Here is a 25,527-nt window from a genome sequence, read left to right on the forward strand (position 1 = left end):
CGTTCAACCGGTCCGTTCAACGGATCCTGACGGACCTTCGAGCACGGGGAGCAGTCATGAACACGGTCATGAACACGAGTCCGGGACACACCGTGGCGGTGTACGGCGCGTACGGGCACACCGGGCGGTTCGTGGTGGCGGAGCTGCTGGCGCGCGGGTTCGTGCCGGTGCTGTCCGGCCGCGACGAGGGCAAGCTGCGGGCGCTGGCGGCAGCCCGTCCCGGGCTCGACGTCCGGCCCGCCCCGGTCGACGATCCGGCCGCGCTCGACCGCGCCCTGGCCGGTGCGGCGGCGGTGATCAACTGTGCCGGTCCCTTCACCACCACGGCGGCCCCCGTGATCGAGGCGGCCCTGCGCGCCGGTGTCCCGTACGTCGATGTGGCGGCCGAGATCGAGGCGAACGCGGACACGCTCGCGCACTTCGCGGACCGTGCCCGCGCCGCCGAAACCGTGATCGTGCCCGCGATGGCCTTCTACGGCGGACTCGGCGATCTGCTGGTGACCGCGGCGATGGGTGACTGGACCGCGGCCGACGAGGCGCACATCGCCTACGGGCTGAGCGGCTGGCACCCCACCGCCGGGACGCGCGTCGCGGGCGCGGCCGTCCACGCGCGGCGCAACGGGCAGCGCGTCCGCTTCCGGCAGGGGCGGCTTGAGTACCACCGGGACGACCTGCCCACCCTCGACTGGCACTTCCCCGCCCCGATGGGCACGCGGGCCGTCGTCGGGGAGTTCACGATGGCCGATGTCGTCACCGTGCCCAGCCACCTGTCCATCCCGGAGGTGCGCACCTACATGTCCACCGAGGCGGCCGGCGACCTGGCGACCCCGGACACCCCGGCGCCCACCGCCGTCGACGGCAGCGGACGGTCCGCGCAGACCTTCCTCGTCGATGTCGTCGTACGCTCCGGCGGCACCGAGCGCCGTGCCACGGCCTCGGGTCAGGACATCTACGCCGTCACCGCGCCCCTCGCCGTGGAGGCCGTCCACCGCGTCCTCGACGGACGGACCGGCCGGACGGGTGTCGCCTTCGCCGGTGCCGTCTTCGACGCCCCCGACTTCCTCGACGCGCTCGCCCCGCACATCACGTACTCGACGACAAAGTAGCCTTCGGCGCCGGGTCGTGGGGCGGCAACTACCCACCGGAGTACAGCGATTGGCTCTATGCATAGGGTGTGGGCTGCGACAGCCGCCCACACCGGTGCGGCGGTCACGCACGAGTACGCAGTCGAGGGGAAAACCGCCGTCCGATGAACCAGATCCTGTTTGCCGGGGCCATAGGCCTGTTCCTGACACTCGGCGGCACACCACTGCTGATCAAGCTGCTGGCCCGCAAGGGCTACGGCCAGTTCATCCGTGACGACGGGCCCCGCGGCCACCTCGGCAAGCGCGGCACGCCCACCATGGGCGGCATCGCCTTCATCCTGTCCACCCTCGCCGCGTACGTCCTGACCAAGGTCATCACCGGTGAGCCGCCGACCTTCCCCGGTGTCCTGGTGCTGTTCCTGATGGCGGGCATGGGTGTCGTCGGTTTCCTCGACGACTACATCAAGATCGTGAAGCGGCGTTCGCTGGGGCTGCGGGCCGGTGCCAAGATGGCGGGCCAGCTGATCGTCGGCATCCTGTTCGCCGTCCTGGCGATCCGGTTCGCCGACGACCGCGGACTGACTCCCGCCTCGCTGAAGTTGTCGTTCGTGACGGACTTCGGCTGGACCATCGGGCCGGTCCTGTTCGTCGTGTGGGCCCTGTTCATGATCCTGGCCATGTCCAACGGCGTGAACCTGACCGACGGCCTGGACGGGCTGGCCACCGGCGCCTCGGCGATGGTCCTCGCCGGCTACACCTTCATCGGGCTGTGGCAGTTCCAGAACTCGTGCGCCAACGCGATGAACCTCACCGATCCCGGCTCCTGCATCGAGGTGCGCGATCCGCTCGACCTGGCCGTCGTCGCCTCCGCGCTGATGGGTGCCTGCATCGGGTTCCTCTGGTGGAACACCTCACCCGCCAAGATCTTCATGGGTGACACCGGTTCGCTCGCCCTGGGCGGTGCGCTGGCGGGTCTGGCCATCTGCTCCCGCACCCAGCTGCTGCTCGCCCTGCTGGGCGGGCTCTTCGTGCTGATCACCCTGTCCGTGGTCATCCAGGTCGGCTCGTTCAAGCTGACCGGCAAACGGGTCTTCAAGATGGCTCCCCTGCAGCACCACTTCGAGCTGAAGGGCTGGTCCGAGGTCCTGGTCGTGGTCCGCTTCTGGACCATCCAGGGGATCTGCGTGATCCTCGGGATCGGCGTGTTCTACGCGGGCTGGGTGGCGGGCTGAGCCCCTTCCGCCCCGCCCGGATGCCGGAAGGCACGGCGACCCCTGCTTCCCGATACGGCGACCGCCGCCTGATGGTTCTTCATCCGGCGACCGCCGCACGTGGTTCCTCGTGCGGCGACCGTCGTCTCGGCTAACCTCCCCGTGTGAGCACCGGACGGGAAGACCCGGAGACCGAGGGATGGCTGGCGGACACCCGGGCGTCCTACAACGCCGACGCCGTCGGCTACGCGGACGAGACACGGAACCTCCTGGCGGAACTGCCGCCCGAGCAAGAGGTCATGGCACTGTTCGCCGGGTCCGTACGGGCGGCCGGCGGCGGGCCCGTCGCGGACGTGGGGTGCGGGCCCGGGCGGATCACCGCCCACCTGCGGGACCTCGGCGTGGACGCCTTCGGTATCGACCTGTCGCCCAGGATGATCGAGGTGGCCCGGAGCGAGCACCCCGGCCTGCGGTTCGAGGTGGGCTCGATGACCGAACTCGCCCTGGCGGACGGTTCCTTGACCGCTCTGCTCGCCTGGTACGCGATCATGCACATCCCCGATGTGGCGATCGGCGACGTCCTCGCCGGCTTCCATCGGGTGCTGCGGCCCGGCGGCCTGCTGCTCCTGGGTTTCCACGCCGCCGGCACCTCACCGCCCAAGCCGCAGGACGGCGACGGAAGTTGGCCGGAGTCCTACGGCCGCCTCCGCGAGCCGGGCCAGGTGGCCACGTGGCTCACCGAGGCGGGCTTCACGGTCGAGACCCACCCCACCATCACCTCGGCGGCCCGCACGCTCGGCGGAGTACTGCTGGCACGCCGCTGACACTCCGGCCGGGACGGTCCACCGGCGCCCGGGGCGGCCCGCAGCCGGGCCGACGCGCTACGCGTCCTGTTGTGCGGAGTGGGTCGAGGCGTCCGCGCTGAGCGGGGTCAGCCAGTGGATCTCCAGGTCCTCGCGCAGGTACTCCATGCGGGTCTCCTGGAAGCGGACGAGCTCGGGCCGGGCGAGGTGACTGCGCAGATCGTCACCGGAGCGCCACAGCTCGTAGAAGACCAGCGTGGTGGGGTCGGCGGCGTCGCGGTGCACCTGGTACTGCCAGGAGCCCGGCTCGGCGCGGGTCGACTCGACGAACGAGAGCAGCAGACGTTCCAGTTCCTCGGCGCGTTCCGGGCGGGAGCGGGCGAATCCGTGGATGCCGATGGGACCAGATGCTTCAGGTATGACGATGTCCATACCTCGGAGGCTAGTCAAGCATCGAGGTATGATGCAAGCCGTACCTGAAGTGTGCCGCCCGGAGGAGGATCGTGGATCTCGGCAAAGTGTTCGCCGCGCTGGCGGACGACTCCCGGCGCAAGGTGATCGCCTCGCTCGCGGCCGACTCCGAGGATCAGGAGCACGCCTGCGGGTCGTTCGACCTGCCGGTCAAGAAGGCCACGCGTACGCATCACTTCCGGGTGCTGCGGGAGGCGGGCCTGGTCGTGCAGCGCGACCACGGCAACGGAAGCACCCTGCGCCTGCGCAGGACGGACATCGAGGAGCACTGCCCCGGTCTGCTCCGGATCCTCGTCACCGAACGCGACGATCAGGCCGGCCTGGGCGACTCGGGCGGCCCCGGCGCCCCGGGCGAGGGCAGAACCGAGCCGTGACCGAGGAGTCGCTCTTTGGCGAAAAGGCCGCCTGCCTACTTCACATTGCCGGTGAACACGGCGGTCCTCGATTCGTAGTCGGGTGCGACCTCCACCTGTAAGTACTGCTGGTCCTTGGGGAGTTCGCAGGCCCAGACGACGGAAAGGGAGCGCCCGGCGAGGATGCGGGTCTCGGGAAGGCCGTCGAGCCCTTCGTCGAAGATGGCGTCACCCTCCTTGCCCTCGTCGCCGTAGGCGCAGTTGACGCTGAGTTCGTCGGCGTTGACGCTCTCGTCGGACCCGTTCACGATCTTGATGGTGAACTTGGCGTAGGGCGTGTTCCCCGGGGAGGCGTAGTCGCTCGACGTGCCCCGCGAGAACTTCGACAGGCTGACTTCCACGTCGTTGTCGTAGGCGGCCGGTTCACTGAGGCCGTGGACGCCGTCGCCGGGCTCCTCGGCGGCCGGTCGGGCGTCGTCCCCGGCCACGGCGTGCGCGTCGCCCGGAGTGGCGACCTCGGTGACCGTGACGGTCGGTCCCGGCTCGGCCGCCCCGTCACGGCTGCCGCTCACCGCGAGGCCCGTGGTGACGACGGCGACGACGACGGCAGCCGCGGAGCCGATGACGACCGCGTTCGAGTGGTTCTTCTTCGCGGGCGGCGGAGGCAGGGGCGGCGGCAGGAGGCCCGGCACGGGCGGCGGTGTCGACTCGTGGCTCATGTGTCCCCCTGAGCGGTGCTGCTGAGGGATGCATCATGACGTTGCGAGCGAGCCTTGTGGACCCTCTGTGGCCAAATAGTTCCCATGAGGCGCGAGCGATGTCCGAATCCGGTACCGGGCGGTCGGCGACGGCGGCTCAGGACCCCGCCAACCGGCGTGCCAGATAGGGCGCCGTAGCGCTGCGGCGGGCTTTCGCGACCTTTGCCGGAGGGCCTTCGGCGATCACCCGGCCGCCCGCGTCCCCGCCGCCGGGGCCCAGGTCGACGACCCAGTCGGCGGTGGCGATCGTGTCCAGGTCGTGTTCGACCACGACGACCGTGTTGCCCGCGTCGACGAGCCGGTGCAACTGCCGCAGCAGCAGGGCGACATCGGCCGGGTGGAGTCCGGCCGTCGGCTCGTCGAGGAGGTAGAGCGCGTGGCCGCGACGGGCCCGCTGGAGCTCCGTGGACAGTTTGATGCGCTGGGCCTCACCGCCGCTCAGCTCCGTCGCGGGCTGCCCCAGCCTCAGATATCCCAGCCCCACTTCCCGCAGCGTCTCCAGGCTCCGGGAGGCCGCCGGGAGATCGGCGAGGAACCCTGCGGCCTCGTCCACGGGCATGGCCAGCACGTCGGCGATGTTCTTTCCCCTGTACGTGACTTCGAGCGTCCCGGCGTCGTAGCGCGCCGTGGCAGGCAGGGCACGGGGCGTACGTGCCGGGCAGGAACAGCAGCTCGACCTCGACGAACCCCTCCCCCTGGCAGGTCTCGCAGCGGCCCTGCGCGACGTTGAAGGAGAACCGCCCCGCGGAGTACCCGCGCTCCCGTGCCTCGTCGGTCGCCGCGTACAGCTTGCGGACCGCGTCGAACATGCCGGTGTACGTGGCCAGGTTGGAGCGGGGCGTCCGGCCGATGGGCCGCTGGTCGACCCGTACCAGCCGGTCGAAGGAGTCGAGCCCCGACGCGTCCCGCAGGTCGACCTCCAGCTCCGCGCCGTCCCCGTCGCCTCCGTCCTCGTCGCTTCCGTTCCCGTCCGGGCCCTGGCTCAGGTGGCGGCGTACGACCTCGGCGAGCACCTGGGTCACCAGCGTGGACTTCCCGGATCCGGACACGCCTGTCACCGCGGTCAGCACCCGCAGCGGGATGTCGACCGAGACGTCCCTCAGGTTGTGCCGCGAGACGCCGCTCAGCCGCAGCCGGCCCCGTGGCGTCCGCGGGCGGTGCTCGACCGGTGGCGCGTGTCCGAACAGACAGCGGCCGGTGGCGGACTCCGCGACCCCTTCGAGGCCGGACACCGGACCGCTGTACAGGACCCGTCCGCCGCCCTCACCCGCCTCCGGCCCGATGTCCACCACCCAGTCCGCCCGTCGCACGACGTCCATGTCGTGCTCCACGACGAAGAGCGAGTTGCCCGCCGCCTTGAGCCGGTCCAGCACGTCCAGCAGGGGCTCCGCGTCGGCCGGGTGCAGCCCGGCGGAGGGCTCGTCGAGGACGTAGACGACGCCGAAGAGTCCGGAACGGAGCTGGGTGGCGATGCGCAGCCGTTGCGCCTCACCTGGCGACAGGGTCGTCGAGCGGCGCCCCAGACCGAGGTAGCCGAGGCCGAGTCCGAGCAGTACTTCGATCCGGGCGACCAGGTCCTCACAGATCCGTACCGCGACCTCGCTCGCCTCCCCGGCCGGGTCCGTCGTGGTGGCCGCCCCGGTCCCGGGCAGTTCGGCGACGGGCCGCAGCAGCGCGACGACCTCGGTGAGGGGCAGCGCGTTGACCTCGGCGATGGAGCGCCCGGCAAAGGTCACGGCCAGGGCCTCCTGCCGCAGCCCGCTGCCCTCGCACCGCGGGCAGGGCACGCTCCGGACGAAGCGCATCGCCCGTTCCCGCATCCGCTCGCTCTTGGAGTCGGCGAGGACATGCATGACATGGGCGCGGGCGCTCCAGAACGTGCCGTAGTAGCCGTAATCGATCCGGTCGGCCTCCGGCTCGATCAGCACGGACGGCTGTTCATCGGTGTACAGCAGCCATTCCCGGTCCTTCTTCCGCAGCCGGCGCCACGGCTTGTCGATGTCGATGCCCAGACCGCTGACGACGCTGCGCAGGTTCGCACCTTGCCAGGCGCCGGGCCAGGCCGCGATAGCGCCGTCGCGGATGCTCAGGGAGGGGTCCGGTACGAGCAGGTCCTCGGCGACGTCGACGACGACCCCCAGTCCGTGGCACCGCGTACAGGCACCGGCGGCGGTATTGGGCGAGAACGCCTCGGCGGCCAGCCGCGGGGCCCCGTCCGGATGGGTGCCGGCGCGGGAGTACAGGATGCGCAGCAGGTTGCTCAGCGTGGTGAGCGTGCCGACCGTGGACCGCGAGCTGGGGGCACCGTGCCGCTGCTGGAGAGCGACGGCGGGCGGCAGCCCGGAGATCTCCTGGACGTGCGGCGCACCGACCTGCTGGAGCAGCCGCCGGGCGTAGGGCGCGACGGACTCGAAGTACCGGCGCTGGGCCTCGGCGTACAGCGTGCCGAAGGCCAGCGAGGACTTGCCCGACCCGGAGATCCCGGTGAAGGCGACCATCGCGTCACGGGGAACATCCACGTCGACGTTCTTGAGATTGTGCTCGCTGGCACCTCTGACATGCACGAACGGGTCGGACGGGACACGCTCCACAACCCCTCCTCACCGGACGACTCCGCCCCTCACATCCACCCTGACGCTCCTGCGCCGGTTCAGCACCTGGGGGAGGAACAGGGGCGCAGCCCCGTTCCTCCAGGGGCGCGGGGAACTGCGCGACCGGCCCCCACCGAACCCGCACCCGCCCCGCAACCCAGCTCCCACACCCCCGAAAAAGACCCCGCTTGCCCACCCAGGTACCTACTAGGTACCATCCGCATATGCCGTCCTTGAACATCACCTACAGCGACGAGGAGATGCAGGAACTGCGCGCCGCAGCCGCAGCCGCAGGCACCTCCCTCAAGCAGTACGTCCACGACCTCTCCCTCCGCGAACGCCAGCGCCAGCAGTTCGTGCGCTACGCCGTCTCCTGGGGCGAGTTGCAGCGCGCCGAGTTCGACGAGGCGTTCCCGGACGAGATCCCGCCGGCCGGCCGCCACCAGGGAGCCGAAGCCGCCTGATGCTCCATGTCGACATCGCCTGGCTGCTCGACATCCAGGAGCAGGCCGTCCCCGAGGACGTGACGGTCGGGGACTACTCGGCCCTGGTGGCCGCGGTCGCCCGCCACAAGACCCGCATCCCCCGCCCCGGCCTCGCCACGCCGGACGCGTCCTGGCGGGCGGCGGCGCTCCTGCACACGATCGTCCGGCTGGAGCCCCTGCCGTACCGGAACTCCCTGTACGCCTGCCAGGTCGCCGTCGCCTACATGCACACCTCCGCCGAGGGCATCGATCCGCCCTACGGGGCGCTGGTGGAGCTGGTGCGCGACATACAGGCCCGCAAGGCCACGGTCTACCAGGCCGCCGACCGGATCCGTACCTGGCGCATCTGACGCCGGGCAGGCCGGTCGGCGGACACATGGCAGCGCACGGGGGCCGCCCGGTGAGCGGCGGGGAGGCATCCCACCGGGCGGCCCTGGCGCACGACGTCAGACGCAGCCCGCGGGGATCGCCCGGGACACGTCGTCGATCAGGGCCTCGTGCGCCGCCCTCACCCGCGCCACATCGGGCTTGACGACCGCGCGGTCGTACGTGATCAGCCCGTTCAGCTCGCCCTCGACGTCCGCGATCTGGGTGTACACCGCGCCGTTGCCGCCCTTGCAGGCCAGCGCGTGCACCTCGGCGAGCTTGGTGAGGTAGTCGTCGGTGTACGTGGCCGGGTCGACGTCGACATAGGACTGCTGCACCGACCAGGCATGTCCGGGCACGGCGAGTCCGAGACCGCCGTACTCCCCCATGACCAGCGCCCGTTTGCCGTCCGGATGCGGTGGCAGCGCGGGGCTCGGATAGCCGTGCTCGTCCATGATGTCGCCCGTACCGCCGTCGGCGCCGAGGTTGAGGCCCGACTGGTTGTTGACCAGTCGCGTCGGGTCCCAGGCCTTGGCCTGTGCGGCGATGCGGCCCACGTCGTACTGGCCCCACCCTTCGTTGAAAGTGACCCACATGACGATCGACGGGCTGCTGATGTGCTCGTCGATCATCTGCTTCATCTCGCGCTCGTAGGTGGCGCGGGCGGTGGCGGACGGGTTCACGCCCGCCGTCATGGCCGGCATGTCCTGCCACACCATCAGGCCGAGCTTGTCGGCCCAGTAGAACCAGCGGTCGGGCTCGACCTTGATGTGCTTGCGGACCGAGTTGAAGCCCATGGCCTTGTGCATCTTCAGGTCGTACGCCAGGGCCTTGTCACTCGGCGCGGTGTGCAGTCCGTCCGGCCAGAAACCCTGGTCGAGGGTGGCCATCATGAAGACCGGCTTGCCGTTGAGGACGGTACGAGGGGTGCCCTCGACGTTCTCCACGGCGATGGACCGCATACCGAAGTAGCTGCCGACACGATCGGAGCCGACGGCGACCTTCAGGTCGTACAGGAACGGGTCGTCCGGCGACCACAGCCGCGCGTCACGGATCTTCAGGGTGAGCGGGCTGCCCGTGCGGCCGGAGACGGTGGCCACCTTGCGCTTGCCCTCGTACGCCGTCGCGGTGACCGGGACTCCGTCGCGTACGCCCTTCGGCGCGACCGTCAGCGTGCCGGCGGTCACGTCCGGGGTGAGGGCGAGCGAGTCGACGTGGTCGGCGGCGACGGGCTCCATCCACACGGTCTGCCAGATACCGGAGGACGGGGTGTACCAGATGCCGCTCGGGTCGAGGCGCTGTTTTCCGATCGGCGGGTTCTCGCCGTTCGCGGCGTCCGTCGGGTCGTAGACGCCGACGATCAGCTCCTGGGTGCGACCCGGCTTGAGGGCGTCGGTGACGTCGGCGCCGAACTTGTCGTACCCGCCCTGGTGGTCGGCGACCTTCGTGCCGTTGACGTAGACCTCGGAACGCCAGTCGACCGCGCCGAAGTTGAGCCGCAGCCGCTGCTTCGAGCCGATCTTCCAGTCCTTCGGGACGGTGAAGGTGCGGCGGTACCACATCCGGTCCTCGTGCCGTTCGATGCCCGACAGCTGGGACTCGACGGGATACGGGACGAGGATCTTCTCGGCGAGCTTCTTCCCCACCGGGGGCTGCTCCCCCGCCTCGGCGGCGGCGAACTGCCAGCTGCCGTTGAGGTTCTCCCAGTTGTCGCGGGTGAGCTGTGGCCTCGGGTACTCGCGGTGGGCGTTGGCCGGGGTGACGTCCTTGCCCCACTTGGTGCTCAACTGATGGGTCGACCGGTTGGTGCCGCTGCTCCAGAACGGCTTGACAACGTTGCCGTCCTTGGCGGAGAGGCCCCCTTCCCCGTCGTAGCGCACATCGGCGCTGCCGCGCGCGGTGCCCGTCTTGTTGCCGACCACGGGCTCCTTGAGCTCGATCAGCAGGGACTTGGAGTCGGCCGGGTCGAGCTTGATGCGGCCGAGCGGCCAGGTGGCGCCGCCGATGACCGCGTCCAGGTGGTCGATCAGACCGGCCGCGGGCGCCTTGAGTTCCTGGGCGAAGTCGAGCCGCAGGGTGCGGCCGTCCTTGAGGACGGTGGTGGCGATGGCGCCGTCGTAGTCGTAGCCCGCGGGCAGCAGGAACGCCGACTGCGGGATCGCGGTCTTGGTGCCGCCGGGCGGGGTCCAGCGCAGATGGAGGTTGGAGCCTCCGTAGTGCTCGAAGTACTCGACCTTGATGTCGTAGGCCGTGCCGGCCGTCAGCTCCACCGGCTCCGCGGTCTGTTCGCGGTCCCAGTCGTCGACCCAGTGGTCGATGGTGAGTTTCCCGTCGACCCAGAGGCGGAAGCCGTTGTCCCCGATGATGGAGAAGGTGGTGGGGCCGGTTTTCTCGGGCACGATCCGGCCGGTCCAGCGCACGCTGACGTCGTCCGACTTCCCGGTCGCGGCGCGCAGCCGGGACTCCAGATTGTCGAAGTCGAGCTGCGCGTCCATGCCGGTGGCCTTGAGCTCGTGGAAATCGAAGGCGCCGGGGGCGGACTGGGTGTAGTACTCCCCCTTGAGGCCGTGGACCTCGACAGGATCCTCCACGGCCGTCGCGACCGATGCGGCGGCCAGTCCCGCGGCCCCCAGTAATACCGCGAGGAACAGGGCGAGTCGTTGTCTGAGCTGTATGCGTGATCTGAGCGATCCGAGTGACTTGAGTGAGGTGATGCGCACGAATCCTCCTAGGGAGCTTCTGACGAATCTCCGCGGCGCCGGGACACCCGGTCGTGGCGGTGTCGCGACGCCCGGCACGCGCCCCCCGCCCGGGGACCGGTCTCACCCGGCCCGGTCAGGGGTCCCACGCCCTTCAGGCAGTGCGGAAGCACCGGACGCCACTCCCCCACGGAAGGCCCACCGGAAACCCCCCGGGCCATGTCCGGAGAGTTCCGCCCGCCCCGCGGTCCGGGCGGGCGACGGGCCTCTGCGGACACGTCCTAGGGTGAGGAAGGGTGGCGGCTCGGAGCTTCAGTCTGTACAACGTTGGAAGCAGAGGCAGTTGGCATGAGAGCACGGGCTCCCACCCGCTGTCCAGGTTCATGACACAGCTCCGGTCGCGGAGTTCCCGTCGATGCCGAGGAGATCCCTTGCGGGTCAGCCTGAAGGACGTGGCCGAACGGGCCGGCGTCTCGATCAAGACCGTTTCCAACGTCGTGAACAACTATCCGCACATCACCCCAGCGATGCGCGCCAAGGTCCAGGAGGCGATCGACGAACTCGGCTACCGGCCGAACCTCACCGCACGACATTTGCGCAAAGGCCGTACGGGCATCATCGCGCTGGCCGTTCCCGAGCTGGGCAACCCCTATTTCGCCGAGCTGGCGGGCGCGGTGATCGACGCCGCCGCCGAGCACGAGTTCACCGTCCTGCTCGACCACACACGGGGCGAGCGCCAGCAGGAACTGCTGGTCAGCCAGGGTTTCCGGGCCCGGGTGATCGACGGACTGATCCTGAGCCCGCTGGAGCTGGAGGCCGAGGACCTGCAGGGCCGGGCCGACGACGTGCCCCTGGTGCTGCTCGGCGAGCGCGAGTACGGTCTGCCCTTCGACCACATCGCGATCGACAACGTCGCCGCCGCCCGGGCGGCGGTGCGTCACCTGCTCGACCGCGGCCGGACCCGGATCGCCTATCTCGGGGTCCGTACGGACTCCGCGAACCGTCCCGCCCATCTGCGGCTCGACGGCTGGCGTGCGGAGTTGGCGGCGGCGGGCCTCACCCCCGACGAGGACCTGATCGTGCCCGTCGGCGGCTGGAACCGGGACGACGGCGCCCGGGCCATGGCCGAGCTGCTGGACGCGGGCCACCGGCCCGACGCGGTCTTCGCCTTCAACGACCTCATCGCGATCGGCGCCATGCGGGTGCTGCACGAACGTGGGCTCAGGGTGCCGTGGGACATCGCCGTGGTCGGCTTCGACGACATCGCCGAGAGCCGGTTCGGGGCGGTTTCGCTGACCACCATCGCGCCCGACAAACAAGCCATCGCCCGCCTCGCCGTGGCCTCGCTGCTGCGCAGTCTTTCCGGCCGCCAGGACCCCGGCGGACGGGAACTCACGGCGGAGTTCCGGCTGGTGGAGCGGGAGAGCACCCTCGGGCGGCGCTGACGGCGGGTCGAACCAATCGGTCGAGATTTCGGACGGAGGGGTTTACACGACCTCTCCAACGATGTAAAAACCTCCCCTGAACGCCGTGCACGCCGTATCGACCGTCAAGTGCCGAACTCCCGGGAGCGCTCTCAGCTCCAGGGCCGCGCCGTTTGGGGATCTCCATGAAGTCGACCGCATCTTCTCGTCGCACCACCGCTCGCGCTCTCCTCGCCACCGGCATCCTCACGAGCCTGGCACTCACCGGATGCACCAAGTCCGAGGACTCCTCCGACGACAAGGCCACCGAGCAGCAGGCCGACGCGGGCCAGGAGGTCGCCTCGCCGAGTGCCGGCTCCGGGCCCTCCTGCACCATCGACACGTTCGGGGGCGAGAAGCTCGACCTCAAGAACGCCACGGTCGGTTTCTCGCAGTCCGAGAAGGAGGCCAACCCCTTCCGGATCGCCGAGACCGCCTCAATCAAGGCCGAGGCGAAGAAGCGCGGCATCAAGCTCCTCACCGCCAACGCCCAGTCGCAGTTCTCCAAGCAGATCAGCGACGTCCAGGACCTCATCGCCAAGGGCGCCGACGTGCTGGTCGTCGCGCCGCTCAACTCGGACGGCTGGGAGCCGGTGCTGAAGACGGCGTCGGCCAAGCACATCCCGATCGTCACGGTCGACCGCAAGATCAACGCCGAGGCGTGCAAGGACTATGTGAGCTTCATCGGCTCCGACTTCGTGGAGCAGGGCAAGCGGGCCGCCGACCAGATGATCGAGGCGACCGGCGGCAAGGGCGAGATCGCCATCCTGCTCGGCGCGGCGGGCAACAACGTCACCACCGAGCGCACCAAGGGCTTCGTGGACCAGATCAAGGCGGAGGCCCCCGGCCTCAAGGTGGTCTTCCAGCAGACCGGTGAGTTCGCCCGTGAGAAGGGCCAGTCGGTCACCGAGAACCTCATCCAGTCCAAGCCCGGCATCAAGGGCATCTACGCCGAGAACGACGAGATGGGCCTCGGCGCCGTCAACGCCCTCAAGGGCGCCGGCAAGAAGGCCGGCGACGTGAAGATCGTGACCATCGACGGCACGCGCAACGCCGTCCAGGGCATCGTGGACGGCTGGATCAGCGGTGTGGTCGAGTCCAACCCGCGCTTCGGTCCGCTCGCCTTCCAGACCCTCGACAGCTTCACCAAGGGCGACGAGGTGTCGCAGGACATCGTCATCAAGGACACCGAGTACACCGAGGCCAACGCCGAGTCGGACATCGCCAAGGCCTACTGAGATGCTCTCCGTCACTGGCGTGTCCAAGCACTTCCCCGGCGTGAAGGCGTTGTCCGACGTGGACTTCACCGCCCGCGCCGGGGAGGTGCACGCCCTCGTCGGCGAGAACGGCGCGGGCAAGTCGACCCTGATCAAAGTACTCACCGGCGTCTACCAGCCGGACACCGGCGAGGTCGTCCACAACGGCTCACCGGTCCGCTTCACGACCCCCCTGCAGGCCCAGCAGGCAGGCATCTCCACCATCTACCAGGAGGTCAACCTCGTCCCGCTGATGAGCGTGGCGCGCAACCTCCTCCTCGGCCGCGAACCGCGCGGCCGGCTCGGACTCATCGACTTCCGCCGTATGCACCGGGAGGCCGACGAGGCGCTGCGGGGCCTCGGCATCCGGGTCGACGTGAGCCGGCCGCTGCGTGAACTGGGCGTCGGCGCCCAGCAGATGGTGGCTCTCGCGCGGGCCGTCGCCATCGACGCACGTGTCGTGATCATGGACGAGCCCACCTCGTCGCTCGAACCGCGCGAGGTGCGCACCCTGTTCGACGTGATCGGCATGCTCCGCGAGCGCGGCATCGCGGTGGTCTACGTGAGCCACCGCATGGACGAGCTGTACGAGATCTGCGACGCCGTCACCGTGCTGCGGGACGGCCGGGTGGTGCACACCGGGCGGCTCGCCGACCTCGACCGGCTGCGACTGGTCTCGCTGATGCTGGGCCGGGAGATCGGCGAGGTCCGCAGCGAGGGCCTGACCAAGTTCACCGGATCGCACCAGGCGGCGGCCGAACCGGTGCTGCGCGCCAAGGGACTGACGATCCGTCATCAGTTGCACGACGTGTCGCTCGACATCCGTCCGGGTGAGGTGGTGGGTCTCGGCGGGCTCCTCGGCTCGGGCCGCAGTGAGACCGCGAGGGCTATCGCGGGGGCGCTGCCGGCCGACTCCGGCCGGGTGTCGGTCGGTGGCACGCCCGTGCGGACCGGCTCCACACCGGCCGCGATCCGCGCCGGCATCAGCCTGCTGCCGGAGGACCGCAAGGCCGAGGGCATCTCGCCCGGCCTCTCCGTGCGGGAGAACATCGCGCTCGCCGCCCTGCCCGGACTCTCACGGTTCGGTCTGGTGGACAACGCCCGTGTCGACAAGGTCGTCGACATGTTCGTGAAGCGGCTGCGCATCAAGTCGGCGGGGCCGCACCAGAAGGTCGGCGAGCTCTCCGGCGGCAACCAGCAGAAGGTGCTGCTGGCCCGCTGGCTGGCCATGCACCCGAAGGTGCTGCTCCTCGACGAGCCCACCCGGGGCATCGACGTGGGGGCCAAGGCGGAGGTCCAGTCCCTCATCGACGAACTCGCCGAGGAGGGGCTCGCCGTGCTGCTGATCTCCTCCGACACCGAGGAACTGATCGAGGGCAGCGACCGGATCGTCGTCCTCAAGGACGGTGTGGTGGTCGACGAGCTGACCGGCGACGCCGTCACCGAGGACGCGCTGATGCGCGCCATCGCCGCCGAACCCCCGGCCCCCTCCGAAGCGGCGGACCACCCGGCCTCGCCGGATCTCTCGAAGAACGCGGATTCCGCTGGGAGTTCCCATGACTGACCTGACGCTGACCCGCGGTCAGGTGGACCGCGAGCGGCTGCTGCGCCTGCTCCAGGAGTACGGCGTCTACGCGGGCGTCGCGGCCCTGCTCGTCTTCAACTTCGTCTTCACCTCGAACTTCGTGTCGGCGGAGAACTTCCGCACCCAGGCCGTCCAGGTCGCGCCGGTCCTCATCGTCGCGCTCGGCATGGCCCTGGCGATCGGCACCGAGGGCGTCGACCTGTCGGTGGGCTCGGTGATGGCCCTGTCCACCTCGCTCCTGTCCCTGTATCTCGGCTACGGCCCGTGGATCGCCGTCCTGATGGCGGTGGCGGGCGGCATCGTGATCGGCCTGGCGAACGGTTCGCTGATCGCCTTCCTGGGCGTCCAGCCGATCGTCGCCACGCTGGCCCTCATGGTCGCCGGCCGCGGGATCGCCCTGGTGCTGCTCCCGCAGCTGGAGGACGTACGCGATCCGGGCATGGCGTCGCTCGGCTCCGGTGACGTGCTGGGCGTGCCGTACCTCGTCCTCATCGCGGCGGCCCTGGCGCTGCTGGTGGCCTTCGTGGTGCGCCGCACCACCTTCGGACGCCAGTTGCTCGCCGTCGGCGACAGCAGGCCCGCGGCGCGCCTCGCGGGGCTGCCGGTGCGCCGGGTCCTCATCGTGGTGTACGCGTGCTCCGGTGCGCTGGCCGCGGTGGCGGGCGTCCTGGCCACCGCCCGGCTGACGGCCAGCGATCCCACCTCGCTGGGCAACCTCATGGAACTGTCGGCGATCACGGCGGTGGTCGTCGGCGGCACTCCCCTGTCCGGGGGCCGCGTACGCATCGGCGGCACGGTCGCCGGGGCCGTGCTGATCCAGCTGCTGACCACCACGCTCATCAAGCACGACCTGCAACCGTCGTGGACGCAGATGGCCCAGGCCGTGGTGATCATCGCCGCCGTCTACGCGGCCCGTGAACGGGGGAAGCGATGACCATCGGGACCACAGAGGCCGAGATGCGGCCGGCCCCCGTCCACCAGGAGCCCGACAAGGCCGACGCCCCCACCCGCGCCGAACGCTTCAGCGCGCTCGCGCAGCAGCACGGCGCCCTGGTCACCCTCCTGGTGGCCATGGTCGCGGCGTCGCTGAGCTTCGACACCTTCCTGACCGGTGACAATCTGGAGAACATGGCGCTGTCCTCGGCCTTCCTGGCCGTGGTCGCGCTCGGGATGACGTTCGTCATCGTCACCGGCGGGATCGACCTGTCGGTCGGCTCGCTCTTCGCCCTCGGCGGGGTGCTGGCGGCCTGGGGCTCGCAGTACGGCACGGCGGTGGCCCTGCTGCTCCCGCTCGCGGTGTGCGGGCTCATCGGGGTCGTCAACGGCCTCCTCATCGCCCGGTCGGGGCTGGCCCCCTTCATCGTGACCCTGGCCGCGATGCTCGGGGCGCGCGGCATCCTGCTGGCGATCACCGACGAGGGCTCGAAGACGTACCTCGTCGACAAGGACTCGTTCTTCGCGACCCTCGGGCAGGGCTCGCTGCTCGGCATCGGCGTACCGATCTGGATCACGGTGGTGCTGTTCGTCCTGGGCGCCGTCGTCCTGCGGCTCACCAGATTCGGCCAGTACGTGTACGCGGTCGGCGGCAACGAGGACGCGGCGGCCCTGATGGGCGCCCCCGTGGCCCGTACGAAGATCGCCGTGTACGCCCTGTCGGGACTGTGCGCCGGTCTCGCGGGCGCGCTCAACGCGGCCTGGCTGGTGTCGGGCGTGACGATCCTCGGGTCGGGAATGGAGCTGGAGGCCATCTCGGCCGTCGTCATCGGCGGCACCCTGCTCTCCGGCGGCTTCGGCTTCGTCAGCGGTTCCCTGGTGGGCGTGCTGCTGCTGAAGGTGATCCAGAACGTCATCAACCAGATCGGCTCCCTGGACTCCGCGTACCAGCAGGTGGTCAGCGGTGCCTTCCTCGCCGTGGTCGTGGTGGCCCAGACCTGGCTGGGGCGCAGGCGCCGGGTGCTGTGAACCGGCCCCGTGCGGGCGGCGTCGCTGCCGCCCGCACGGGGCCGAGCCATGCCGGACACCCCGTGCACGTCCTCGTCGTCCTGTCCCCCGTGCCCCGCGTGGCAGAGCCGCGCGGGGCACACGCACGCCCTCTCGGCTGCCGGGTGTCCTGCCGCTGTTCCAGGGCATTCGGAACCGCGGGAGGAGTTGGCTGCCTCCGCCTTCCCGGCATTCTGCGTCGTCGCCCCCGACGACCCTCATGAGAGGCCTTGTCACGTGCGTACCGTGGGAGTTGAAGAGGAACTTCTCCTGGTCGATCCCGAGACCGGCGAACCACAGGCGCTGTCCGCCGCGGTACTCGCTCGCGCCGCCAGGGACGATCCGTCGGAGGAGACGTTCGAGAAGGAACTGCACACCCAGCAGCTCGAATTCGCGACGCACCCGCGGGCGGACATGACCGAACTCGGCGCGGAGATCGTCCGGTGCCGCAAGGAGGCGGCGCGGGTCGCGGGGGACATCGGAGCCACGGTCGTCGCGCTCGCCACGTCCCCCCTGCCGGTCAGTCCGTCGGTCAGTCCGAACGCCCGGTACCAGTGGATGGTCGAGGAGTTCGGCCTGCCTGCCCGGGAGCAGCTCGTCTGCGGCTGCCACATCCATGTGTCGGTGGAATCCGACGACGAGGGCGCCGCGGTACTGGACCGCGTCCGCCCCTGGCTCTCCGTGCTGACGGCGCTCAGCACGAACTCCCCCTTCTGGCAGGGAAAGGACAGCCTCTACAGCAGTTACCGGAGCCGGGTGTGGATGCGCTGGCCGATGGCCGGCCCCACGGAACTCTTCGGTACGGCGGACGCCTACCACCGGCGGATCGACGCCATGGTGGCCACGGGGGTGCTCAAGGACAGGGGCATGGTCTATTACGACGCGCGGATCGCCGAGCGGTACCCCACCGTCGAGATCCGTGTGTCGGACGTCTGCCTGGAGGCGAGCACCGCGACCCTGCTGGCCACCCTCACCCGTGGACTCGTCGAGACGGCGGCGCGCGAGTGGCGGGCTGGAACCGCCCCGGCGGCGCACCCCGTGGAGCTGTTGCGGCTGGCCGCCTGGCGGGCCGCACGGTCGGGGCTTGAGGAGGAACTGCTGCACCCCGCGACCATGCGGCCGGCACCGGCCGGGGACGTGGTGCGCGCGCTGCTGGAACATGTCGGCCCCGCCCTGGACGACAGCGGCGACACCGACTGGGTGCACACGACCGCGTCGCAACTGCTGCGGGACGGCAACGGCGCCCGGGTCCAGCGGGAGACCCTGGAGCGGACCGGAAGCCTGGGTGACGTGGTCAAGGAGTGCGTGCGGCGCACGCAGACCTGAGCACACCGCACCGCACCGCACCGACCGCACCGACCGCACCGACGGATCGCGTGTGCTCGGTGCGGTCGGTTCACCGCACGGTCAGTGCACGGTCTCCCGCGTGGGCCCGTCGTCGAGGAAGCCGCCCGACTGGTGCTGCCAGAGCTTGGCGTAGGCGCCGGCCGAGGCGAGCAGTTCCTGGTGGGTGCCCTGTTCGACGATGCGCCCGCGGTCGAGGACGACGAGCTGGTCCATGGTGGCGACCGTGCTCAGCCGGTGCGCCACCACGAGCGCCGTCCGCCCCTCCATGAGCCTCCACAACGCTTCCTGGACCAGGACCTCGCTCTCGGAGTCCAGGGCGCTGGTGGCCTCGTCGAGCAGCAGGATCGGCGCGTCACGAAGGATCGCCCTGGCGAGCGCGACCCGCTGGCGCTGTCCGCCCGACAGCTTCACCCCGCGCTCGCCCACCATCGTGTCGAAGCCGTCCGGCAGGGCGTCGGCGAACTCCGTGACGTGCGCGATCTCGGCCGCGCGCCGGATCTCCCGGTCCGTGGCGTCCGGGCGGGCGAACGCGATGTTGTCCCGCAGCGAGCGGTGGAACATCGCCGGATCCTGCGGCACGTAGGCGATGAGACTGCGCAACTCGGCCTGGCGCAGCCTGCTGATGTCCTGTCCGCCGATCAGGATGCGGCCGGCGTCGAGGTCCGTCATCCTCAGCAGCAGCCGACTGAGTGTGGTCTTGCCGCCGCCGGACCGGCCGACGAGGCCGATCTTCGTGCCGCTGGGCACCGCCAGTTCGAGCCCCTGGAAGAGTGGCCCCGCCCCCGCGTGGGCGAAGGTCACCTCCTCGAAGCGGACGTCGGCGGCCTGGGACAGCAGCGGCTCATGCGGCACCGGGTCCAGCACGGTCGGCGGCGACAGCAGCAGTTCGGTGAACTGCCCCGCCTCCGTCATCGAACTCTCCAGACGGCGGTACACCTGGTTGAACTCGAACATGATCCGCGTCGCGTTCGAGTAGTACGTGAAGGCCACCACGACCGCCTCCACACCGTGCCCGCTGCCGGCGAGGGCGACCGCGAGCAACAGGCCCAGCGCGTTGGTGAGTACGGACATGGGTGCGACGAACGTGTCGATGCGCAGGTTGCCGTAGTCCCAGGCCCTCAGGGTGAGTCGCCTCGACTCGGCGACCCGGGACCGGTGTTCGGCGGCTTCGCGTTCCTCGGCCGCGAACGCGCGGACCGTGTCCATGTTCATCAGGCTGTCGGCGACATGGCCCGACACCCGGGCGATCGCCTCCTCGCGCCGGTCGACCAGCGCCTGGCGGCGGCGGATGAGGGGCACCACGCACAGCGCGGTCAGCACGAGCATCGTCAACAGGCCGACGACGAGCAGCGGTTCGTACCGCCAGAGGATCACCGATCCGAACGCGAGGGGCACCACGCGGCCCACGACCTGGAACGTCAGCGTGTCGACGAACTCCTCGAATCGGGAGGCGAAGCTCAGCACCCGCTTGGTCAGCGACCCGGCGAAGTTGTCGTGGAAGAAGGCGGCGTCCTTGGCGAACAGTTCGTCCATGCCGATCACGTACAGGTTCTCGATACCGCGCGCGGCGAGCCGGTTCAGACAGTGCAGGCCCAGGCGCCACAGCGCTTCCCCGAGCAACAGGACGCCGGCGAAGCCGAGGACGTAAGGGAGCGCTTCGGTGACGGTGATGCCGCCTTCGGTGGCGATCCTGGCGACGAGTTTCGCGACGATGAGCGGCGCGACGTAGTTGATGCCGATGTTGCCCATCGCCGGCAGCAGCATGGCCGGACCCGAGAACAGCCGTAACCGGGCGAGCTCGCGTCCGTAGTGACGAAGTGCCAGCAGCACCGCACCCCTGCGTGGTTGAACCCTGCGTGTATCAGGCGATCCCATCCCACCCCCGAGTGGTCGTCAGGCGGCCCGTCGCCCGTTTCTCCGGTGAATCGCCGTCGCGGCACGCCGACGACAGGTGCGAGTACGGGTGGGCCGGAACTGGAATTGTCCCGCGACAACACCCGCCGAGTCCAAGTGTTTTGCGGCCCCGTACACCCATACGCATGTGCGAAGTCGGTGGCCGGACTCCCCTTCCGTCAACACAGCGCCACAGCCCTCACACCTCGCGGGAGGCACACCTTGAGAAGCGGGCATACAGTGCGACCGAGGGTCCGTACGGATACGAGTGGGGGATACGACGTGGTGCGCACACTTGTCATCGGTGGTGGGATCGCCGGCACGGCTGCCGCGCTGGCGCTGCACAAGGCAGGTTCGGACGTCACCGTGTACGAGGCCCATCCCGACTCGGCCGAGGACATCGGGGCGTTCCTCACCCTCGCGAGCAACGGCATGCGGGCCCTCGCCCAGATCGACGCCTCCGCCGCGGTCACCGCCGTCGGCTTCCCCCTGCGTTCGATGCGTGTCCTCGACGACACGGGCGCGACGATGGCCCATGTGCCGCTCGGCGAGGCCGGCGACCCGCTGCTGCGGTACCGGTGCCTGCATCGTGGTGAACTCGCCGGCGCGCTGCAGGCGGAGGCCGCTCGCCGGGGCATCGGCATCCGGCACGGAGCACGTCTCGCGTCCGTCGAGGACACCCGGGACGCGGTCACCGCGCACTTCACCGACGGCAGCACCGCGACCGGTGACCTGCTCGTCGGGGCGGACGGACTGAACTCCGTCGTACGGCAGTCGTTCGCCCCCGGAGTACAGCCTTGTCACGCGGGTCAGCGGGTCTTCTACGGCTACACCGACGACGCGCTCCTGGCCGAGGAGAACGCCGGGGAGAGCGAGCGCATCACCATGGTGCGGGGCAGCGGGGCCGCCTTCGGCCACGCGGTGTCGCCGGCCGGGGAGACGTACTGGTTCGCGCGCGTGGCCGGTGAGCCGCTGGCCGCCGAGGAGATCGCCCACGGCACACCCGGCCGGTGGCGCGAGCTGCTCCTGCCGCTGCTGCGCAAGGACACCACTCCTGCCGCGGGTGTCGTCGCGGCCACCACCGACCGCCTCATGGTCACCAACGCCACGGAGATCCCCACCGGTACCCCCTGGCGCTCCGGCCGCGTCCTCACCATCGGTGACGCGGCCCATGCCGCCTCCCCCGCGACCGGCCAGGGTGCCTCGATGGCCCTGGAGGACGCGGTCGTTCTCGCGAAGTCACTGCGCGACGCACCCGACACCGAGGCCGCGCTCTCCCTGTACGAGTCACTGCGTCGTCCCCGGGTCGAGGACAACGTCACCGTGAGCGGAAACATCTCCCGAGGCACTCCCACGACACCCCGTCCCGGCCGGGGCGCCCCCGCGTCGCGGCCGGGCGACGACGACCTCGTCCGGCACCTGGACTGGCACACCGACCTGTGGACCCGATACGGGGGCGGCGCACCGGGATCGCCCGCTCACTAGTCATGTCGAGGCAGGCATCAGGAACTACCCGTTCCACCCATGCGTACTATCTCTACACTGGCGCAAAGCGCGCAGTTGAGTCCTTCGGACGGACCAGCCCTGACAGACACCATCCCGCTCTTCCCTCGCACACGGACGTGCAGCCCCATTTCGCACCTGTGCCGGCGGACCGAGAAAGGCTCCACTCATGTCTGAGAACCAGATCTCCACCACAGAACTCACCTCGCAGTACATCGCACAGGTGACCAGCGACCTGGAGCGCAACGGCAAGGAGCAGGAGCGCATCGCGACGGACATCGCGGCCCTGCAGGAGCAGTTGCTGGCTCTGCAGCACGACCACACGGTGCTGGTGACCATGCACCAGGCGCTCGGTGGTACGAGCCCCGTCGCCGGGACCACCTCCGCGGTGCCCTCCGTGCCGAGTCAGTCCTCCGCCCGGACCAAGCAGCCCAAGGCCGCCAAGGAGGTCAAGGAGGTCAAGACCGCCAAGCCGAAGAAGGCGGCTGCCACGATCGCGAAGAAGGCGGAGCCCAAGAAGGCCGGGGCCAAGAAGCCCGCGACCGGCGGGACCGCGGCCAAGGCGTCCAAGGCGACCGCTCAGCCGAGCCTCGTCGACCTGATCCGCGGCCACCTCGAAGCGCAGAACGAGCCGCGCTCCGCCGCCGAGATCACCACCGCGCTCACCGCGGCCCACCCGGAGCGCACCATCAAGACCACCGTCGTGCGGACCACCCTCGAAAACCTGGTCGCCCGGAGCAGCGCCCACCGCAACAAGCAGGGCTCCTCCGTCTTCTACACCGCCGCCACCGAGGCCGCCGCCAAGGCCGAGCCCGCCGCGGCGGCCAACTGACCTTCCTCGTCGGCGTCCTGCCCCGCGGCCGGTCATGTCACCGTGGGACCGGCCGGGTGCAGGCGGGCGAACTCGTCGGCGAGTACGCCCATCATGACCACGTCGTGATGCCGGCCGGCGAAGTACACCTGGTCGCGCAGCCGCCCCTCCTCGACGAGACCTAGTCTGCGTTGCAGTGACAGCGACGCCTCGTTGTGCGCGAAGACCCGTGCCTGGCACTTGTGGAAGCGCCGCTCGGCGAACATGTAACGCAGCAGCAGTGTCGCGGCCTCCGTCGCGTATCCCCTGCGCCGGTGCTCCGCGCCCAGGGAGATGCCGTACTCGAACCAGCCCGCGCGCGCGTCGGCGTGGTGCGAGCCGACCACACCGACCGGCTGTCCCGTGTCGACGGCTTCGACCACCAGGACGAAGCGGTCGCCGTCGGGCCCGGCGAGCGCCAGTTCCTTCGCCCGGGCACGATGGCCCTCGGCGGAGCGGGGAGCCTGCACCAGGTCGCCCAGCCGCTCCTCGTCCGCCTCGAAGCGCATGAGCGCCGTCCAGTCGTCGGGCTCGACACCACGCAGTCGTACGCGTTCACCGGTCCAGAACGATGTCATCCTCCATTGGAGCACGTCGTGTCAGGCGCCCGAGCCGGAGCCGTTGTCAGTGGTGGCAGGCAGGATGACCCTCATGACCTCACCAGTTGCAGTGATCGTGGATGCCGTCGCCTACGCACAGGCCGTCGAGGACGCCGTGAAGGCGTCGGCCGCCTACTACACGGGCGGCACCTCGCCGATGGACGACGACACCTATGACCGGCTCGTGCGCGCCATCACCGCCTGGGAGGCGGAGCATCCCGACGAGGTGCTGCCCGGCTCGCCGAGCGGGAAGGTCGCCGGCGGCGCGGTGGACGGTGATGTGCCGCACACGGTGGCGATGCTCAGTCTGGACAACGTGTTCTCGGCCGACGAGTTCACCGCCTGGACGGCGTCGCTGGCCCGGCGCGTCGGCCATGACGTGGAGCGGTTCAGCGTCGAACCGAAGCTCGACGGCCTGGCGATCGCCGCCCGTTACACGGCAGGACGCCTGGAGCGGCTGATCACTCGTGGGGACGGGACGGCCGGGGAGGACGTCTCGCACGCGATCGGTACCGTCGAGGGCCTGCCGGAGGTCCTGGCCGAGCCCGTGACGGTGGAGGTGCGCGGTGAGGTCCTGATGACCACGGCCCAGTTCGAGCACGCCAACGAGGTGCGCACGGCACACGGCGGGCAGCCCTTCGCGAACCCGCGCGGCGCCTCGGCGGGCACCCTGAGAGCCAAGGAGCGTGCCTACACCGTGCCGATGACGTTCTTCGGCTACGGTCTGCTGCCCCTGCCGGACACGGACGCCGAGTCGGCCGGGCGGCTGCACGAGCTGTCCCACAGCGAACTGATGGACCGCGCCGCGGAACTGGGGGTGAACACCACCGCGGGCACCGCCGTGCCCGGCACCACCGCCGAGACGGCCGAGCAGGTGCTGGCCCGGGTGCAGGAGATCGCCGCGCTGCGCGCCTCCCTGCCGTTCGGTATCGACGGGATCGTCATCAAGGCCGACCTGGCCGCCGACCAGCAGGCCGCCGGATCCGGTTCGCGCGCCCCGCGCTGGGCCATCGCCTACAAGCTGCCCGCGGTGGAGAAGATCACCCGACTCCTTGAGGTCGAGTGGAACGTGGGCCGGACCGGCATCATCGCCCCCCGCGCCGTCCTCGAACCGGTCGTCATCGACGGGGCCACCATCACCTACGCCACCCTCCACAACCCTGCCGACATCACCCGCCGCGATCTGCGCCTGGGCGACCATGTCATGGTCCACCGCGCCGGTGACGTCATCCCCCGTATCGAGGCCCCCGTCGCCCATCTGCGCACGGGGGACGAACAGCCCATCGTCTTCCCCGAGGTGTGCCCGCGGTGCGGGAGCGCCATCGACACCGGCGAGCAGCGCTGGCGCTGCGAGAACGGCCGCGACTGCCACCTGGTCGCCTCCCTCTCGTACGCGGCCGGCCGCGACCAGCTCGACATCGAGGGTCTCGGTCACACCCGTGTCGTCCAGCTCGTCGAGGCGAAGCTGGTGGCCGATCTCGCGGATCTGTTCACCCTCACCCGCGACCAGCTCCTGGGGCTGGAGCGGATGGGTGACACGAGCACCGACAACCTCCTCGCGGCGCTCACCACGGCCAAGGGGCGTCCGCTGTCACGGGTGTTGTGCGCCCTCGGCGTACGGGGGACGGGGCGGTCCATGTCCCGGCGCATCGCCCGTCACTTCGCCACGATGGACCACGTCCGCGCGGCCGACGCCGCGTCGATGCAGCAGGTGGAGGGCATCGGGACGGAGAAGGCGCCGTCCATCGTCTCCGAACTCGCCGAACTGGCCCCGCTCATCGACAAGCTCGTCGCCGCCGGGGTGAACATGACCGAGCCGGGTGCCACTCCGCCGAGCCCGCCGACGGACGCCTCGGGCAGCTCCCAGGACGCCGAGGCCCCGGCCGGTTCAGGAGGTCCTGAGGATGCGGAGGGTACGGAGGGATCGGCGCCGGCCGGCGGGCCGCTGGCCGGGATGACGGTGGTGGTCACCGGCGCGATGACCGGCGTACTGGAGAAGCTCAGCCGCAACCAGATGAACGAACTGATCGAACGGGCCGGGGGCCGCTCCTCCTCCAGCGTCTCCAAGAAGACCACCCTGGTGGTCGCGGGAGAGGGCGCCGGATCCAAGCGCGCCAAGGCCGAGGCCCTCGGCATCCGCCTGGCCACCCCCGACGAGTTCGCCAAGCTCGTCACCGACCACCTCGAACAGCCCGCTCAGTAGTTCACCCCCGGCCGGCCGTGCTCCGG

At 70.3% G+C, this 25,527-nt stretch carries 22 protein-coding genes; 15 read left to right on the top strand and 7 right to left on the bottom strand.

From position 1 onward, the window contains the following. The first annotated feature begins 56 nt into the window (after positions 1–56). The 3 genes from J8N05_RS43760 to J8N05_RS43770 all read left to right on the top strand — a co-directional run bounded on the left by J8N05_RS43760 (position 57) and on the right by J8N05_RS43770 (position 3,120). A complete protein-coding gene (locus J8N05_RS43760; RefSeq protein ID WP_210893222.1) occupies positions 57–1,106 on the top strand; it encodes a saccharopine dehydrogenase family protein in 1,050 nt (349 codons plus the stop codon). A 143-nt stretch (positions 1,107–1,249) separates the two neighbouring features. After that, positions 1,250–2,317, top strand: a complete 1,068-nt coding sequence (mraY, locus tag J8N05_RS43765; protein ID WP_210893223.1) for a phospho-N-acetylmuramoyl-pentapeptide-transferase — start codon at positions 1,250–1,252, stop codon at positions 2,315–2,317. Positions 2,318–2,460: 143 nt separating this feature from the next. Further along, the gene (locus J8N05_RS43770) at positions 2,461–3,120 is read left to right on the top strand and encodes a class I SAM-dependent methyltransferase (RefSeq protein WP_210893225.1); all 660 of its coding nucleotides are present in this window, start codon (positions 2,461–2,463) and stop codon (positions 3,118–3,120) included. 57 nt (positions 3,121–3,177) lie between these two features. Here J8N05_RS43770 and J8N05_RS43775 read toward each other — a convergent pair whose 3' ends face one another. Continuing rightward, positions 3,178–3,531: a putative quinol monooxygenase gene (locus tag J8N05_RS43775; RefSeq protein ID WP_210893227.1), complete on the bottom strand. Its 354-nt coding sequence runs from the start codon at positions 3,529–3,531 to the stop codon at positions 3,178–3,180. Between the two features lie 71 nt (positions 3,532–3,602). On the opposite strand from J8N05_RS43775, the gene J8N05_RS43780 reads away from it, so the two are divergent. Next, entirely contained in the window at positions 3,603–3,944 is a 342-nt protein-coding gene (locus J8N05_RS43780; RefSeq protein ID WP_407700009.1) for an ArsR/SmtB family transcription factor, read from the top strand. A gap of 35 nt (positions 3,945–3,979) precedes the next feature. Here the strand turns inward: J8N05_RS43780 and J8N05_RS43785 are convergent, their stop codons facing one another. From J8N05_RS43785 to J8N05_RS43790, 3 genes are all read right to left on the bottom strand, one after another. Continuing rightward, the gene (locus J8N05_RS43785; protein ID WP_210893229.1) at positions 3,980–4,642 is read right to left on the bottom strand and encodes a hypothetical protein; all 663 of its coding nucleotides are present in this window, start codon (positions 4,640–4,642) and stop codon (positions 3,980–3,982) included. Positions 4,643–4,778: 136 nt separating this feature from the next. Continuing rightward, positions 4,779–5,165 (bottom strand): hypothetical protein, encoded by a 387-nt coding sequence (locus J8N05_RS48335; RefSeq protein ID WP_456339988.1) that lies wholly within the window; start codon positions 5,163–5,165, stop codon positions 4,779–4,781. Next, entirely contained in the window at positions 5,110–7,272 is a 2,163-nt protein-coding gene (locus tag J8N05_RS43790; protein ID WP_456339989.1) for an ABC transporter, read from the bottom strand. The genes J8N05_RS48335 and J8N05_RS43790 overlap by 56 nt, the downstream gene beginning before the upstream one ends. 224 nt (positions 7,273–7,496) lie before the next feature. Here J8N05_RS43790 and J8N05_RS43795 point away from each other — a divergent pair, with 224 nt between their 5' ends. Together J8N05_RS43795 and J8N05_RS43800 are read left to right on the top strand one after the other, a co-directional pair. Further along, complete coding sequence (locus J8N05_RS43795; protein ID WP_107017285.1) at positions 7,497–7,736, top strand: hypothetical protein; 240 nt, start codon at positions 7,497–7,499, stop codon at positions 7,734–7,736. Continuing rightward, complete coding sequence (locus J8N05_RS43800; RefSeq protein WP_210894310.1) at positions 7,733–8,107, top strand: toxin Doc; 375 nt, start codon at positions 7,733–7,735, stop codon at positions 8,105–8,107. The genes J8N05_RS43795 and J8N05_RS43800 overlap by 4 nt, the downstream gene beginning before the upstream one ends. 96 nt (positions 8,108–8,203) lie before the next feature. On the opposite strand, the gene J8N05_RS43805 is transcribed toward J8N05_RS43800, so the two are convergent. Continuing rightward, positions 8,204–10,843, bottom strand: a complete 2,640-nt coding sequence (locus J8N05_RS43805; RefSeq protein ID WP_247706938.1) for a PA14 domain-containing protein — start codon at positions 10,841–10,843, stop codon at positions 8,204–8,206. 410 nt (positions 10,844–11,253) lie between these two features. Between J8N05_RS43805 and J8N05_RS43810 the strand changes: the two genes are divergently transcribed. From J8N05_RS43810 to J8N05_RS43835, 6 genes are all read left to right on the top strand, one after another. Then, positions 11,254–12,267: a LacI family DNA-binding transcriptional regulator gene (locus J8N05_RS43810; protein ID WP_210893231.1), complete on the top strand. Its 1,014-nt coding sequence runs from the start codon at positions 11,254–11,256 to the stop codon at positions 12,265–12,267. Between the two features lie 164 nt (positions 12,268–12,431). Further along, a complete protein-coding gene (locus J8N05_RS43815) occupies positions 12,432–13,523 on the top strand; it encodes an ABC transporter substrate-binding protein (protein WP_210893233.1) in 1,092 nt (363 codons plus the stop codon). A gap of 1 nt (position 13,524) precedes the next feature. Further along, a complete protein-coding gene (locus J8N05_RS43820; RefSeq protein WP_210893235.1) occupies positions 13,525–15,105 on the top strand; it encodes a sugar ABC transporter ATP-binding protein in 1,581 nt (526 codons plus the stop codon). After that, positions 15,098–16,060: an ABC transporter permease gene (locus J8N05_RS43825; RefSeq protein ID WP_210893237.1), complete on the top strand. Its 963-nt coding sequence runs from the start codon at positions 15,098–15,100 to the stop codon at positions 16,058–16,060. The genes J8N05_RS43820 and J8N05_RS43825 overlap by 8 nt, the downstream gene beginning before the upstream one ends. After that, the gene (locus tag J8N05_RS43830) at positions 16,057–17,088 is read left to right on the top strand and encodes an ABC transporter permease (protein WP_383944956.1); all 1,032 of its coding nucleotides are present in this window, start codon (positions 16,057–16,059) and stop codon (positions 17,086–17,088) included. Before J8N05_RS43825 ends, J8N05_RS43830 begins: the two co-directional genes overlap by 4 nt. 255 nt (positions 17,089–17,343) lie before the next feature. Next, positions 17,344–18,432, top strand: a complete 1,089-nt coding sequence (locus tag J8N05_RS43835) for a glutamate--cysteine ligase 2 (RefSeq protein WP_210893239.1) — start codon at positions 17,344–17,346, stop codon at positions 18,430–18,432. Positions 18,433–18,513: 81 nt separating this feature from the next. Here J8N05_RS43835 and J8N05_RS43840 read toward each other — a convergent pair whose 3' ends face one another. Then, the gene (locus J8N05_RS43840) at positions 18,514–20,328 is read right to left on the bottom strand and encodes an ABC transporter ATP-binding protein (protein WP_210893241.1); all 1,815 of its coding nucleotides are present in this window, start codon (positions 20,326–20,328) and stop codon (positions 18,514–18,516) included. A 300-nt stretch (positions 20,329–20,628) separates the two neighbouring features. Between J8N05_RS43840 and J8N05_RS43845 the strand changes: the two genes are divergently transcribed. Together J8N05_RS43845 and J8N05_RS43850 are read left to right on the top strand one after the other, a co-directional pair. Beyond that, the gene (locus tag J8N05_RS43845; RefSeq protein ID WP_210893242.1) at positions 20,629–21,831 is read left to right on the top strand and encodes an FAD-dependent oxidoreductase; all 1,203 of its coding nucleotides are present in this window, start codon (positions 20,629–20,631) and stop codon (positions 21,829–21,831) included. 187 nt (positions 21,832–22,018) lie between these two features. After that, positions 22,019–22,681 carry a hypothetical protein gene (locus J8N05_RS43850; RefSeq protein WP_210893244.1) on the top strand — a complete coding sequence of 221 codons (663 nt, stop codon included), beginning with the start codon at positions 22,019–22,021 and terminating at the stop codon, positions 22,679–22,681. 32 nt (positions 22,682–22,713) lie between these two features. Here the strand turns inward: J8N05_RS43850 and J8N05_RS43855 are convergent, their stop codons facing one another. Further along, the gene (locus J8N05_RS43855; RefSeq protein ID WP_210893246.1) at positions 22,714–23,277 is read right to left on the bottom strand and encodes a GNAT family N-acetyltransferase; all 564 of its coding nucleotides are present in this window, start codon (positions 23,275–23,277) and stop codon (positions 22,714–22,716) included. Positions 23,278–23,350: 73 nt separating this feature from the next. Here J8N05_RS43855 and ligA point away from each other — a divergent pair, with 73 nt between their 5' ends. Next, positions 23,351–25,501 carry an NAD-dependent DNA ligase LigA gene (ligA, locus tag J8N05_RS43860; RefSeq protein WP_210893248.1) on the top strand — a complete coding sequence of 717 codons (2,151 nt, stop codon included), beginning with the start codon at positions 23,351–23,353 and terminating at the stop codon, positions 25,499–25,501. The last annotated feature ends 26 nt before the right edge of the window (positions 25,502–25,527 follow it).

It is taken from the genome of Streptomyces liliiviolaceus (assembly GCF_018070025.1).
Classification (GTDB): domain Bacteria; phylum Actinomycetota; class Actinomycetes; order Streptomycetales; family Streptomycetaceae; genus Streptomyces; species Streptomyces liliiviolaceus.

Bases quoted from the DNA above. Each gene is read 5' to 3' on its own strand.
- J8N05_RS43830 (WP_383944956.1), top strand. From the start codon at position 16,057: ATGACCATCGGGACCACAGAGGCCGAGATGCGGCCGGCCCCCGTCCAC.
- J8N05_RS43795 (WP_107017285.1), top strand. From the start codon at position 7,497: ATGCCGTCCTTGAACATCACCTACAGCGACGAGGAGATGCAGGAACTG.
- J8N05_RS43840 (WP_210893241.1), bottom strand. From the start codon at position 20,328: ATGGGATCGCCTGATACACGCAGGGTTCAACCACGCAGGGGTGCGGTG.
- J8N05_RS43760 (WP_210893222.1), top strand. From the start codon at position 57: ATGAACACGGTCATGAACACGAGTCCGGGACACACCGTGGCGGTGTAC.
- J8N05_RS43785 (WP_210893229.1), bottom strand. From the start codon at position 4,642: ATGAGCCACGAGTCGACACCGCCGCCCGTGCCGGGCCTCCTGCCGCCG.
- J8N05_RS43820 (WP_210893235.1), top strand. From the start codon at position 13,525: ATGCTCTCCGTCACTGGCGTGTCCAAGCACTTCCCCGGCGTGAAGGCG.
- mraY (WP_210893223.1), top strand. From the start codon at position 1,250: ATGAACCAGATCCTGTTTGCCGGGGCCATAGGCCTGTTCCTGACACTC.
- J8N05_RS43775 (WP_210893227.1), bottom strand. From the start codon at position 3,531: ATGGACATCGTCATACCTGAAGCATCTGGTCCCATCGGCATCCACGGA.
- ligA (WP_210893248.1), top strand. From the start codon at position 23,351: ATGACCTCACCAGTTGCAGTGATCGTGGATGCCGTCGCCTACGCACAG.
- J8N05_RS43855 (WP_210893246.1), bottom strand. From the start codon at position 23,277: ATGACATCGTTCTGGACCGGTGAACGCGTACGACTGCGTGGTGTCGAG.
- J8N05_RS43850 (WP_210893244.1), top strand. From the start codon at position 22,019: ATGTCTGAGAACCAGATCTCCACCACAGAACTCACCTCGCAGTACATC.
- J8N05_RS43815 (WP_210893233.1), top strand. From the start codon at position 12,432: ATGAAGTCGACCGCATCTTCTCGTCGCACCACCGCTCGCGCTCTCCTC.
- J8N05_RS43825 (WP_210893237.1), top strand. From the start codon at position 15,098: ATGACTGACCTGACGCTGACCCGCGGTCAGGTGGACCGCGAGCGGCTG.